Origin of the sequence: Frondihabitans sp. PAMC 28766 (genome assembly GCF_001577365.1) — a bacterium.
Classification (GTDB): domain Bacteria; phylum Actinomycetota; class Actinomycetes; order Actinomycetales; family Microbacteriaceae; genus Frondihabitans.
Map to the genome: position 1 here is coordinate 3,329,898 of NZ_CP014513.1, position 13,369 is coordinate 3,343,266.

The following is a 13,369-nucleotide window of genomic DNA, read 5'->3' on the forward strand; positions in this document are numbered from 1 at the left end:
GATGACTCCAAGGCGGACGGGCCGGTCATGCGACGCCGTCTCGCACGGGGTTGGGGATCGCGTCGAGCAGACGGATCGTGTACGGGTCGGTGGGGTTTCGAAGCACCTGGGCCGTGTTGCCGCGCTCGACCACCCGGCCTTGGTTGAGCACCAGGATGTCGTCGGTCACCACGCGCGCGCTGAGCAGGTCGTGCGTGATGTAGAGCATGCTCACACCGCGGTCGGTGCGCAGGTCGTCGAGCAGTGCGAGCACCCCGGCACGCAGCGAGACGTCGAGCATCGAGACCGGCTCGTCGGCGATGATCACCTGCGGGTCGCTGGCCAGGGCCCGGGCGATGACGACGCGCTGACGCTGCCCGCCCGAGAGCTGGTGCGGCAGCTTCGACGCGTACTCCTCGACCGGCGAGAGGCCGACCGTGTCGAGCAGCTCGAGGACGCGGCGCCGCGCCTCGCGGCCGTGAAGCCCGGTGAAGTTGAGCACCGGGCGCATGAGCGTGTATTCGATCGTGTGCAACGGATTCAAGGCGGCGTAGGGATCCTGGAACACCATCTGCACGTCGCGGTGCAGCTCGCGGAGGCCTCGCCGCCGCAACCGGTCGATGCGCAGGTCGCCGAACGTGGCAGAGCCCGTGGTCGGCTTCTCGACCGCCGTGATGAGCTTCGCGATGGTCGACTTGCCGCTGCCGCTCGCCCCGACGAGGGCCAGCGATCGGCCGGGCTCGAGGGTGAACGAGACGCCGTCGACCGCGGTGACGGGGCTCTCGCCGCGACGAGGCGGCGGGTAGACCATGCCGATGTCGTCGACGACGAGCGACTTGGTCGCGGTGCGGTTGACGCTCGCGCGCGAGCCGGTCGAGGTCGTGGCCTGCACGGCGCGGTGCTCGAACCCGGGCAGCGCGATGGTCTCGGCACGGGGGTCGGCGTAATGGCTGAGCAGCATCCTGGTGTAATCGTCGCGCGGGCTGTTCAGCACGTCGTGGGCCGTGGCGTCTTCGACGATCCGGCCCTCGTGCATCACGAGCACGCGCTCGGTGGCTTCGAGCACCACACCGAGGTCGTGGCTGATCAGGATCGCGGTGAACCCCTCCGACTTCTGCAGCTGCGTGATCGTGTCCATCACCGCGTGCTGCACGAGCACGTCGAGGGCGGTGGTCGGCTCGTCGAAGACCAGCAGCTGGGGTTCGAGCGAGAGCGCCAGCGCGATGGACACACGCTGCCGCATGCCGCCGGACAGCTCGCCGGGGTACCGGTCGAGCACCGTGCGCGGCAGCTCGACCTTGCCGACGAGCTCGATCGAGCGCGCCTCCCAGCGGCCTCGCGGCACGTGGCCGTGCGCCTTGTAGATGTCGCGGAAGTGGTCGCGGATCGTGCGTACCGGGTTCAGCGCGTTCATGCCCGACTGCAGCACCATCGCGAAACCGCCGTGGCGCTGCTCGCGCAGCTGCTCGCCCTCGATGGAGGCGACATCCTGCCCGTCGAAGAGGATGCTGCCCGAGCTGATGCGAGCGGGCGCGCGCGAGAGGCGGGTGAGGGCGAAGCCGAGCGTCGACTTGCCCGAGCCCGACTCCCCCACCAGGCCGATGAACTCGCCCTTCTGCAGGGTGAACGAGACGTCGTCGACGGCGCGGAAGGCGTCGTCGCCCGGCCCGTAGACGACGCTCAGCCCGCGAACGTCGAGGAGGGCAGCGCCGGGGGCGGTCGAAGCGACAGTGTTCTCGAGCGTCGTGGTCATCGTCCGCTCCCTTCTCGGAGGCGCGGATTGCTCAACCCGTCGACCCCGAAGTTGATCAGCGTGAGGGAGGTGGCGAGCAAAGCGATGCAGAGGCCCGGGGCGAACAGCAGCACCCACTGGCCCGTCAGCAGGGCGTTGGAGTTCTGCGCCCAGAAGAGCATCGTGCCCCAACTGACGGTCGACGAGTCGCCGAGCCCGAGGAACTCGAGGCCCGCCTCGGCCAGGATCGCGCTCGTGGCCGCGCCGAAGAAGCTGCCCACGATCAGCGAAGTCATGTTGGGCAGGATCTCGCGGAAGACGATCCGCCACGACGAATCGCCCGAGAACATGGCCGCGGTCACGAAGTCACGCGATCGCAGCGACTGGGTCTGGCTGCGCAGCACGCGGGCGCCGAAAGCCCACCCGGTCAGCACGACGACCAGGATGATCATCACGATGCCGCCGTTCTGGAGGTACGCGGCGATCACGATCATGAGCGGCAGCGACGGGACGACGAGGAAGAGGTTGACCACGAAGCCGGTGACATCACCGGCGAACCCTCGCGTGTAGCCCCAGCTCAGGCCGATGACGACCGCGATGAAGGTCGAGAAGGCCCCGGCGACGAAGCCGACCAGCACGCTGATCCTGGCGCCGTGGATCAGCTGGCTGAGCACGTCTTCGCCGGCGGCAGTGGTGCCGAACCAGTGGGCGGGGGTGGCGTTCGCACTGCGAGCGAAGGTGGTGGCGCTCGGGTCGTAGGGGGCGAGCAGCGGCGCGAAGATCGCGACGAGCACGAACACGCCGAGCATCACCAGCCCGATGCGCGATTTGCGGTTGCTCCAGATGGTCGAGGCGGCGCGCGCCACCACCTTCCACGGCGAGGGCGCCGCAGCGATCTCCGCCTGCGCCTCGGGAGCGTCGGTCGGGATCTGAGGGTCGAGTATCGACGTCATCGTCGGCTCTACTTTCGGGTTCGGGGGTCGAGGCGGCCGTAGAGCAGGTCGACGAGGAAGTTCGCGACGAGCACGCTGACCGTGATCATGAGGAAGAGGGCCTGCATCAGCGGGTAGTCCTGGTTGGTGACCGCTTTGAGCAGCAGGTAGCCGATGCCCGGGTAGCCGAAGACCGACTCGACGAGCAGCGACCCGCCGACCACGCCGCCGAGCGCCAGACCGAACGAGGTCAGGTTCGGCAGGATCGCGTTGCGCGCCGCGTACCGGATCGCGACCGTGCGGCTGCGCAGGCCGTTCGCCTCGGCGAAGGTGACGTAGTCGTCGCCGAGCGTGTTGATCATGGTGTTGCGCATGCCGAGGATCCAGCCGCCGAGCGATGTGATGAGGATCGTGAGAGCCGGCAGGACGGCGTGATAAAGCACGTCGACGATGTACGGCCCGGTGAACGCCGGCACGGAGGTCACCCCGGCAGCCCCCGACGTCGGGAAGGCGTGGCCGACGTAGCCGAGGAAGAAGAGCAGCAGGAGCGCCGTCCAGAAATACGGGAACGCGCTCGCGAAGCTGCCGCCGAGCGTCGGCAGCGCCTCGATCCAGGTGCCGCGCTTCCACGCGGCGAGGATGCCGAGAAGGGTGCCGCCGATGAAGGCGATGATGGTGACGACGCCGACGAGGATGAGCGTATAGGGCAGGGCCCCGGCGATCAGCTGCGACACCGGCTGCGGGTAGAACGTGTAGCTGGTGCCGAAGTGCAGGGTGACGACCTGGCGGAGGTAGTCGCCGTACTGCCCGAGGAGGTTGCCGTTCGGCACCCCGAGCTGCGCTTCGATCGCCTTCTTCGTGGCGGCGCTGACGGGCCCGCTCTGCGAGAGCTTCGCGACGGCCGCGTCGGCGGGCGACCCGGGCATCAGGCGGGGCAGGATGAAGTTGATCGTGACGGCCGCCCACAGTGTCAGCACGAAGACGCCGAGCTTCTTGAGGATGCGCATCAGTTGCTCGCCGCCTTCGCCGTGGCCTTCTTCAGGTGCGTGAAGATCAGCAGCGGGGTCGAGCCGTAGTTCTTCGGGCTCGCGTAGGGGTTCGAGGCCGTCGGCCAGCCGGTGAACTTCTCGGTGTTGTAGAGGCCCCAGGATCCGCCGTAGTAGATCGACAGGAAGGGCAGCTTCTCGTAGACCACCTGCTGCAGCTGGTAGCCGAGCTGCTTCTGCGTCGCCGGGTCGGTCGTGCCACGGAACTCGGCCAGCAGCTGATCGGTCGTCTTGTCGGAGAAGCGCTCGAAGTTGCTCGGCGCCGCCTTGCCGACGGGCTGCACGAACGAACTCGAGAGCGCCACGTTGAAGTCCTGATAGAGCGAGCCGGTGCCGCCGAACCCGCCGAGCGCCAGGTCGAAGTCGCCGTTCTGGAGGGCCAGCTGGTATGCGGCGGGCTGGGGCTGGGTGACCTTGACCGAGATGCCGATGGTGCCGAGCTCCTTCTGGATGGCCTGCACGGCGCGCAGCCAGTCGGTGTAGCCGTTGGCCGTCATGAGCGACAGGGTCGCCTGCGTGCCCGAGGCATCGACGAGCTTGCCGCCCTTCCGCGTGTATCCGGCCTTCGCGAATGCCGCGAGGGCCGCCTGGGTGTTCTGCGAGATGATGCCCTTGTTCGGCAGCGAGGGGTCGAGCAGGTCGTTCTGCGCAGGCAGCAGGAGGCCGTTCTGCCCGGCCTGCTGCTCGTACCCCTCGGCGGCGGAGTCGCCGATCGCCTTGCGATCGAGCGCCAACGACAGGCCCTGACGGAAGTCCAGGTTGTTGAACGGGGCTTTGGTCAGGTTCGGGTAGAGCACGATCGTGCCTCCCGGCGGGAACCAGTAGCTGTTGTCGCCGTTGGCCTTCAGCCAGGTGCCCTTGACGTCGCTGATGAACGAGTAGGCCCAGTCGTAGCCCTTGGTCACGACGTCGAGCTGCGTGTTCACACCGGGCAGGATCAGGTGCTCGGCCGCGACCTTGTTCGCCTGCCAGTAGAGGTGGTTCTTGTCGAGGCTGTACTGCTGCGGGTAGAAGTTGCCCAACTTGTACGGGCCGGTGCCGACGGGGTTCGGGTTGAGGAAGGTGGTGGGCTTCGCGACGTTCTTCCAGATGTGCTGCGGCACGATCAGCACCTGCGAGATGATCGCCGCGGCCGGGGCGTCGGCGCTCTTGAGATGCACCGTGACGACGTCGCCCGAGGTCGTGACCGACTGGATGTACTGCCAGACACCGGTGGTGTCGAGGGTCGGGTACTTCTTCAGCAGGGCGAAGGTGAAGGCGACGTCGGCGGGCGTGAACGCCTTGCCGTCGGACCACTTCACGCCGGTGCGGATCGTGTAGGCCACGGTCTTCGCGTCGGGCTGTGCGACTCGGCTGGCGAGCCACGGGTGCTGCGCGCCGTCGAGGTTGTTGATCACGACGAGCGGCTCGTAGATGTAGGGGGTCGCCGTGCGCGCATTCGTGAGGAACGGGTTGAAGTTGCGCGTCAGCGTCGGCGACCCGGTGTCGGCGGCGATGAGCATGGTGTCGCTGCCGATGGACGCATCGGGGCGGCTCGTGATCTGGATGGCGCAGCCGGACGCGACGAGCGCGACCGCCGCTGCGAGGGCGGTGATTCTGACGAGTGATCTGACGGGGAGCATCGTTGCATCCGGTCTTTCTGCTGGGTCGGGCACCTCGACGGCTCCGTCGGATGTCTCCGCACACTGTATGCGCATACATTGCCATTGCGCAAGGGGAACTGAGGCTGCCGCACCCCTGAGCGGCCTACCTCACCCCGCCTAGGCGAAGTGTGCCACGCCGGTCGGGGGTGCCTGCCCGCCGCCCCGCAGCGCCCCGAAGCTACGCGGGCCCCTCCGAGCTTTCGCGCAGCAGGAGCCGCACCGGCAGACGTACGGCGATCGGCGCCTGGTCGGGATCGTCGAGGCGGCGGCGCATGACTGTCATGGCCGCGCGCCCGAGGGCGACCATGGGCTGCTGCACGGTGGTCAGACGCGGCGACGACAGGTTCGACTCGGCGATGCCGTCGAAGCCTGTGACGATCGTGTCGTCGGGCACGCGCACTCGGGCCGCGTCGAGGGCGGCCATCACGCCGAGGGCGGTCTGGTCGTTCGAGCACACCACCGCGCGCGGCAGGCCGTGTGACGACCGACCCTCGACGAGCCGCGAGCCGACACGACGACCGCCCGCACGGGTGAAGTCGCCGTGCAGCACGGGCAAGGCGTCGGGGTCGACACCCCTCTCGACGAGGGCGCGGCGAAAGCCGTCGTAGCGCTCGGCGTCGTCGGGCGAGCCCGGAGGGCCCGAGACGAAGACCGGATCGCGGACACCCAGCTCGTCGACGAGGTGGGCTGTGAGCGCATGCATTCCCTCGCTGTTGGCGACCATGACATGGTCGTAGTCGTCTTCGCGTCTCGCCCCGGCGATGAGCACGATCGGGATGCGCCGTGAGACGTGCGTCAGGATCGCGTCGGGCACGCTTCGGGCGAGCAGTGCGAGCCCGTCGACACGCCCTGCGATGTCCGTGACGATCTCGACGGGGTTGGTGCCGCGTCCGACGCCGATCATCAGGGTGAAGCCGTCGCGCCAGGCCTGCATCTCGCTGCCGCGCAGCACCTCGTCGAAATACAGGTCGGTGCGGTGCGTGGCGGGCTCTCCCCCGACGTCGCGAACGGTCTCGACGTGCGCCGTGGCATCGCGCACCGCCTCGACGGGCCCGGTGTCGAAGCCGGGGCTGAGATCGGTGTCGGCGTCGTCGACGGCGTCGAAGTCGGGGAAGAAGAGGCCGAGCACTCCCGTGCGGCGGGCGGCGAGGCCACGAGCGCTGGCGCTCGGCACGTAGCCGAGGGCGCGGACGGAGGCCAGGACGGTCTCGCGGGTGGATGCGCGTACATCGTCGGGACGACGAAAGACCCGTGAGACCGTCGCAATCGAGACCCCGGCGTCGGCCGCCACGTCGTAGACCGTGGGGGTCTTCTTCATGCGCTGCTCCTTCGCGGGGGCCGTGTCGCACAGGGGCCCTGTGCGAGGCTGGATCGATGACCGACGTGATCGACGACGACCAGCCGTGGTGGGCCAGCTCTGTCGTCTATCAAATCTATCCTCGCCGCTTCGCCGATTCGAACGGTGACGGCATCGGCGACCTCGGCGGCATCCGCGCGCACCTCGACCACCTCGTGCGCCTCGGGGTCGACGTGGTCTGGCTCTCGCCGATCTACCGGTCGCCGCAGGTCGACAACGGCTACGACATCAGCGACTACCAGAGCATCGACCCGCTCTTCGGCACGCTCGACGAATTCGACCTGCTGCTCGCCGAGATGCACGAGCGCGGCCTCAAGCTGATGATGGACCTCGTCGTCAACCACACGAGCGACCAGCACCCGTGGTTCGTCGAATCGCGGTCGTCGCTCTCCGACCCGAAGCGCGACTGGTACATCTGGCGAGACGGGGTCGACCGGGGCGCCGGCGAACCCGCCACACCCAACCTCTGGCGCAGCGTGTTCAGCGGCCCGGCATGGCAGTTGGACGAGGCCACCGGTCAATACTTCTTGCACATCTTCGCCCGCGAGCAGCCTGACCTCAACTGGGACAGCCCGGGCCTTCGGCGGGCCGTCTACGACATGATGAACTGGTGGCTCGACCGCGGAGTCGACGGCTTCCGCATGGACGTAATCAACACCATCGCGAAGGTGCAGGCCGACCTGGTCGGCGACAGCGAGGGCTACCGCATGGGGCCGCAGATCCACGATCACCTGCAGGAGATGCAGCGAGAGGTGTTCGCCGGCCGCGACGCGGAGCTCGTCACCGTCGGCGAGACACCCGGTGCGACCCTCGACGAGGCGCGCCTGTTCACGGCGCACGATCGCCACGAGCTCGACATGGTCTTCCAGTTCGAGCACGTGGGGCTCGACCACGGCCCCCGCACGAAGTTCGACAACGTGCCTCTCGCTCTGCCCGACCTCAAGGGCTCGCTCGCCCGCTGGCAGGACGGCCTCGCCGACCGCGGCTGGAACAGCCTGTACTTCGGCAACCACGACCAACCTCGCTCGATCTCCCGCTTCGGCGACGACGGTCGCTGGCGCTACGAGTCGGCGACCGCCCTGGCCGGAATCCTGCACCTCCACCGCGGCACGCCGTACGTCTACCAGGGCGACGAGATCGGCATGACCAACGCCGGTTTCACCTCGCTCGACCAGTATCAGGATCTCGAGTCGCTGAACTGGGCCGCCGAAGAGACGGCCACGGGTCGCCCCCTCGCCGAGGTGCTCGAGTCGCTGGCCTTCCGCAGCCGCGACAACGCACGCACCCCCGTGCCGTGGTCGTCCGAGGCCGGGTCCGGTTTCACGACGGGCACACCGTGGCTGTCGATCCCCGCCACGGGGGGCCTCACAGTGTCGGAGGACCTGGGCCGCGGCGACCGGTCGGTGATCGAGTTCTATCGCCTGCTGATCGAGCTGCGGCACGAGTCGCCGGTGGTGCGGCTGGGCCGGTTCGCGCTGCTCGAGCCGTCGCATCCTGCGCTCTGGGCTCTGACGCGGACGCACGGTCGCTCGCGGCTGCTCGCCGTCGCGAACTTCTCCGGGTCCCCACTCTCGCTCGACGAGCTCTCTTCGCCCGAGCTGCGGGAGCCCGGCTCGCTCGTGCTCGGCAACTACGCCGATGCCGGCGCGGCCCTCGAGCTGCGCCCCTGGGAGTTCCGCGTCGTCGCCCTCGGTACGGTCGACGCATGAGCACCTCACCTACGAACAGCAGCCGCCGCGTCGCCGTCGTCACGGGCGGCGGCAGCGGGATCGGGCGGAGTGCCGCGCTGGCGCTTGCGGGCGACGGGTGGGATGTCGTGATCGCCGGGCGGCGGGAAGAGCCTCTCGACGGGGTAGCAGCCGAAGCCGACCGGATCCTGCCGATCGTCGCCGACGTCTCGCGCGAGGCCGACGTGCGACACCTGTTCGACGAGACCGTGGCGCGCTTCGGCCGCGTCGACCTGCTGTTCAACAACGCCGGCGCCGGAGCCCCGCCGACCGACCTCGACGCCATCGACCTCGCGACCTGGCAGGCCGTGATGGACGTCACCGTCACGGGCTCCTTCCTCTGCGCCCGCGAGGCCTTCCGAGTGATGCGGGCGCAGGATCCGAGGGGCGGCCGCATCATCAACAACGGCTCGATCTCGGCCCACTCGCCTCGCCCTCTCTCCGCCCCCTACACGGTGGCGAAGCACGCCGTCTCGGGCCTCACGAAGCAGCTCCAGCTCGACGGGCGCCCCTTCGACATCGCCTGCGGCCAGATCGACATCGGCAACGCCGCGACGTCGATGGGCGGCGGCGCAGCCGCCGGGGCGCTGCAGCCCGACGGCGAGACTCGTGCCGAGCCCACGATGGACGTCGCCGAGACCGGCCGAGCGGTGCTCTACATGGCGGGGCTGCCGCTGGGTGTGAACGTGGCGAACCTCGTGATCCTGCCGCCGACGATGCCGTTCGTGGGGCGTGGCTGAGTCACTGCCGCAACCCGCCGCCGACCGGCGTGCGCTCCAGCCCGCGGGCTGGAGCGCACGCCGGTCGGCGGTGTTCAGTGGCGCGAGCTACTCGTCGTCGACGGCAGCCCGCGGCGCACGCCGCGTGATCAGCGCGTTGACGAGCGCGACGAGCAGTCCCACGGCGAAGATGATCGTGCCGAAGCAGAGGACCTGCGGCGGCAGACCGACCTTGGCGGCGCCGTAGACGAACAGCGGGAACGTGACCGACGGGCCGGCGACGAAGCTCGTGATCACGTAGTCGTCGATCGACATGGCCAGCGACAGCATGCCACCCGCGATGATGCCGGGCAGCAGCAGCGGCAGCGTCACGGTGAAGAAGGCCACCAGAGGTGACGCCCCGAGATCGCCCGCAGCCTCTTCGAGGGCGGTGCCGACGCCGGACAGCCGCGCCCGAAGCACCACGACGACGTACGCCAGGTTGAAGGCGACGTGCACGAGCAGGATCGTGACGAACCCGGTCGAGATGTTCGCCGACAAGAAGAACGACAGCGACGCCGCCCCCACCACGATCGACGGCGCCGCGATGTCGGCGTAGACCGTGGCGTTGAGTGGCCCGCGCGCCAGGAAGCGGTAGCGCTCGAGCGCCAGCGCCAGCGGCACCCCGAGCACGATCGAGATGACGGCCGACAGCACGGCGATCTCGATCGAGGTGAGGAAGGCCTGCGTCAACCCCGACACCTGCCCGAGGTTCAGGTACCAATACGGCGTGAAGCCCGACCAGTGAAAAGAGATGCGCCCCGTCGGCACGTTATTGAAGCTGTAGACCACCATGAACGCGATGGGCACGAGCGTGATGCCCGTCACGATCCAGTAGATCAGGGGCAGGATCGGGCGCCGACGACGCCGGGGCTCGATCATCTCGGCGGGCGAGACAAGGCCCGGCCCGCCCGTCGAACCGGTCACGACAGCACTCATATGAGGTTCTCCACGTTTTCGGTCCCCACGATCCTGGCGTAGACGAAGAGGATGATGCCGAGCACGATCATCAGCACAGTCGATAGCGCGGCGGCGACGTTGTACTGCTGGTTCGTGAGGTAGGCGTCCTGGATGGCCTGGCCGATCGTGTAGGTGTTCGTGCCGCCGAGCAGCGACGCGTCGACGGGGTCGCCGACGGTGTCGATGAACACCAGCAGCACGCCGGCGAAGATGCCCGACCGCGACAGCGGCAGCACGATGCGACGGAAGACACTTCGGGAGTCGGAATAGAGGTCACCCGCGGCCTCGATCAGCCGGGTGTCGATCTTCTCGAGCGCGACGTAGATCGGCAGCACCATGAACGCGAGGTCGTTGTAGGCGTCGCCGCCGATGACCGCCGCCGGCGTGCCCAGGATGTGGAACCCCTTCGACGCCAGGTGCAGGTCGCGCAGGAAGGTGAGCACCGGGCCCTGATCGGCGAGGATGAACGCCCACATGTCGATGCGGATCACGAACGAGACCAGGAAGCTCAGCAGCACGAGGAAGAGCAGGGCGTTGCGCCATCGCGGCGACACCCGGAAGGCGAGGAAGTACGCCATCGGGTAGCCGACGAGGATCGTGACGACGGTCGCTACTCCCCCGTAGATCAGCGACCGCACGAAGAACGTGGCGTACGGCACCGCCGGGTTCACGAAGAGGCTCGAATACACACCCCAGTTCCAGGTGAGCTTGTAGCCCTGCTCGGGGTTGCCCGACATCAGCGACACGATGAGGCCAGAGACGAGCGGGATCACGAACAGGATGAGGAGCCAGGCGCCGCCGGCGAGACTCAAGAGGTACGGGGCCGCTCGGCGCGAGCGGCGGACGCGAGCTTTCGGCGGCCCGGCGGGGACTCCCGATCCTGCCGCCCTGATCGGGGCGTCGGTGAGCGCGGTCATGCCTGGATGATGGGGTTGAACACGGTGTTCCACTCCTCGTACTCGTCGTAGTTCTTATAGACGTAGAACTCGTGCGACTTCGCCGACACGGCGTCGCTGGGGAAGATCAGGGGGCTCTTGGCCACCGTGCCGTCGTCGAGCGGGCCGGCGATGTAGCCTTTCGCCCCGGGCACGGGGCAGACGTAGTTGACCCAGTCCTCGACGAGGCCGGCGATCTTCGGCGTGTAGTAGAAGTTCATCCACTCGAGGGCGTCGACCGGGTGCGAGGCCTGCCTCGGGATCATCATGTTGTCGTGCCAGATCATCTGGCCCTCTTTCGGCGTCACGAACTTGATGTGCGGGAAGCCCGACTGCTGGGCCTGGAAGACGTCGCCCGACCAGGCCTGCGAGATCCAGGTGTCGCCGTTCTCGAGCTTGTCGATGTAGCTCTGGTCGTAATAGCCCGAGACGACCGGGCGCTGCTTCTTCAACCACGCGGCGGCGCGGCGCCAGTCGGCGGGCGTCGAGTCGGACGGCGTCACGCCGATCGCCAGAAGCGCCGCGCTGCCGAGCTCGGTGTTGTCGCTCATCATGCCGACGTGGCCCGAGAAGGCCGGGTCGAGGAGATCCTGAAAGGAAGTGATCTCATGGTCGATCAGCTTGGTGTTGTAGGCGATGCCGGTGAAGCCCGTCTGCCACACGACCGAGTGCTTGTTGCCGGGGTCGTAGTTGGGGCTCTTGACGTTGTCGGCCGCATATTTCGCGAAATTCGCCAGCTTCGAGTGGTCGAGCTCGACGACGAATCCGTTCTGGATCATCTCCGTGAGCTCCCACCCGTTCGTCATTACGACGATGTCGTAGCCGGTCGCCTCGTGGGCGCGCAACTGCGGCGAGAGGGTCGCATAGAAGGTGGCGTTGTCTTGGATGACGGCCTTGTAGTCGACGGCGATGCCGGTGGCCTTCGTGAAGAGCTCGAGCGACTTCGACTTGCCGTGATCCTGGTCGATGTAGAGCGGCCAGTTGGCGAAGTCGAGGGTGCCGGTCTTCTTCTGGTCGGCCCAGTACTTCGTCCAGTCGACGCGGTTCGCGGCCTCCTGCGCGATCGAGCCCTCGATGCCGCAGGCGCTCAGGATCGCGGAGAGCGAGAGAGCGCCGGCACCGGCCAGCCCGCCGCGCAGCAGGGCTCTACGCGAAAAGCGCGTCTCGTGCGAACTCACGCGCCTGCGGCCTCGACGTCGGGCAGCGGGAAGGCGTGCTCGGGGGCCCAACCGACCTCGACCTCGTCGCCCTCGCGGGCTCTCGACGCGTCGTGCACGTTCTGCGCGAACACGATCAGCGAGTCGCCGGCGGCAGTCTGGACGACGTACTCGGTGCTGGCGCCGAAGTAGGTCGCCGTGATCACCCGGGCGGTCAGGCGTTCGCCGTCCGACGCCGAAGCCGCAGGATCGGGACGGTGCAGGTGCAGCTTCTCGGGCCGGATCCCGAGGCGGCCCGGTGCACTCCCACCCGAAGCCTTCGGAAGCAGGTTGCACGTGCCGAGGAAGTCGGCGACGAACTGCGTCGCGGGGCGGTCGTACACGCGATCGGGCTCGCCGACGTCCTCACAACGACCGGCTCGCATCACGGCGAGGCGGTCGGCCATGGCCATCGCCTCCGACTGGTCGTGAGTGACGTAGAGGAAGGTGATGCCGACCTCGCGCTGGATGCGCTTCAGTTCGGCCTGCATCGTCTTGCGGATGCGCGCGTCGAGTGCGCCCATGGGTTCGTCGAGCAGGAGCACCTTCGGCTCGTTGACGAGCGCCCGCGCGAGCGCGACGCGCTGCTGCTGACCGCCCGAGAGCTGCGCCGGGGTGCGCTTGTCGAAGCCGTGCAGGCCGACCATCTCGAGGTACTGGCCGACACGCGTCTTGGCCGCGGCCCGGTCGAGCTTCTGGCGGCGGAGGCCGTATGACACGTTGTCGAAGACGCTCATGTGCGGGAAGAGCGCGTACGACTGGAAGACCGTGTTGACCTCGCGCCGATACGGCGGCAGCCCCGTCACGTCGCGCCCGCCGAGCTCGATCCGCCCCTGACTCGGCGCCTCGAAGCCGCCGACCATCCGCAGCGTGGTGGTCTTGCCGCAGCCCGACGGTCCCAGCAGGGCGAAGAACTCGCCCTGCGCCAGCGCGAGGTCGATGCGCTCCACGGCGATCGCATCGCCGAAGCGGCGGCCGACGCCGTCCAGGCGGACGGCGGGCGACCCCGTCGCTGTGCCTCCCGGCGACTCGGTGCGGGTGGTGCTGTCTGTTGCCACTGACATGACTGTGCCTCGAGTCTTTGCCGAGATCACAGCCTCGGGT

The 13,369-nt window shown here is 68.3% G+C and carries 11 protein-coding genes; 2 read left to right on the forward strand and 9 right to left on the reverse strand.

Annotated features, from left to right (window positions below; genetic code table 11):
• Positions 1–25: 25 nt before the first annotated feature.
• The 5 genes from AX769_RS15910 to AX769_RS15930 form a co-directional block, all read right to left on the reverse strand.
• Positions 26–1,732 (reverse strand): ABC transporter ATP-binding protein, encoded by a 1,707-nt coding sequence (locus tag AX769_RS15910; RefSeq protein WP_066281285.1) that lies wholly within the window; start codon positions 1,730–1,732, stop codon positions 26–28.
• Positions 1,729–2,664 carry an ABC transporter permease gene (locus tag AX769_RS15915; RefSeq protein WP_066281288.1) on the reverse strand — a complete coding sequence of 312 codons (936 nt, stop codon included), beginning with the start codon at positions 2,662–2,664 and terminating at the stop codon, positions 1,729–1,731. The genes AX769_RS15910 and AX769_RS15915 overlap by 4 nt, the downstream gene beginning before the upstream one ends.
• Positions 2,665–2,672: 8 nt before the next feature.
• The gene (locus AX769_RS15920) at positions 2,673–3,650 is read right to left on the reverse strand and encodes an ABC transporter permease (RefSeq protein ID WP_066281290.1); all 978 of its coding nucleotides are present in this window, start codon (positions 3,648–3,650) and stop codon (positions 2,673–2,675) included.
• Positions 3,650–5,311, reverse strand: a complete 1,662-nt coding sequence (locus AX769_RS15925; protein WP_066281296.1) for an ABC transporter substrate-binding protein — start codon at positions 5,309–5,311, stop codon at positions 3,650–3,652. Before AX769_RS15925 ends, AX769_RS15920 begins: the two co-directional genes overlap by 1 nt.
• A gap of 199 nt (positions 5,312–5,510) precedes the next feature.
• Positions 5,511–6,650 carry a LacI family DNA-binding transcriptional regulator gene (locus AX769_RS15930; RefSeq protein ID WP_066281298.1) on the reverse strand — a complete coding sequence of 380 codons (1,140 nt, stop codon included), beginning with the start codon at positions 6,648–6,650 and terminating at the stop codon, positions 5,511–5,513.
• Positions 6,651–6,706: 56 nt separating this feature from the next.
• Between AX769_RS15930 and AX769_RS15935 the strand changes: the two genes are divergently transcribed.
• A complete protein-coding gene (locus AX769_RS15935; protein ID WP_066281300.1) occupies positions 6,707–8,398 on the forward strand; it encodes an alpha-glucosidase in 1,692 nt (563 codons plus the stop codon).
• On the forward strand, positions 8,395–9,156 hold the full coding sequence (locus tag AX769_RS15940; protein WP_066281302.1) for an SDR family oxidoreductase: 762 nt from the start codon (positions 8,395–8,397) through the stop codon (positions 9,154–9,156). Before AX769_RS15935 ends, AX769_RS15940 begins: the two co-directional genes overlap by 4 nt.
• Positions 9,157–9,243: 87 nt before the next feature.
• Here the strand turns inward: AX769_RS15940 and AX769_RS15945 are convergent, their stop codons facing one another.
• Genes AX769_RS15945 through AX769_RS15960 form a run of 4 tightly spaced genes read right to left on the reverse strand, consistent with a single transcriptional unit; the run spans position 9,244 to position 13,323 of the window.
• Positions 9,244–10,101, reverse strand: coding sequence for an ABC transporter permease (locus AX769_RS15945; protein ID WP_157887670.1), 858 nt, complete (start codon positions 10,099–10,101; stop codon positions 9,244–9,246).
• A gap of 8 nt (positions 10,102–10,109) precedes the next feature.
• Complete coding sequence (locus AX769_RS15950; RefSeq protein ID WP_082763863.1) at positions 10,110–11,051, reverse strand: ABC transporter permease; 942 nt, start codon at positions 11,049–11,051, stop codon at positions 10,110–10,112.
• Positions 11,048–12,247, reverse strand: a complete 1,200-nt coding sequence (locus AX769_RS15955) for a spermidine/putrescine ABC transporter substrate-binding protein (protein ID WP_066281306.1) — start codon at positions 12,245–12,247, stop codon at positions 11,048–11,050. The genes AX769_RS15950 and AX769_RS15955 overlap by 4 nt, the downstream gene beginning before the upstream one ends.
• Entirely contained in the window at positions 12,244–13,323 is a 1,080-nt protein-coding gene (locus AX769_RS15960) for an ABC transporter ATP-binding protein (RefSeq protein ID WP_239451819.1), read from the reverse strand. Before AX769_RS15960 ends, AX769_RS15955 begins: the two co-directional genes overlap by 4 nt.
• Positions 13,324–13,369 lie beyond the last annotated feature (46 nt).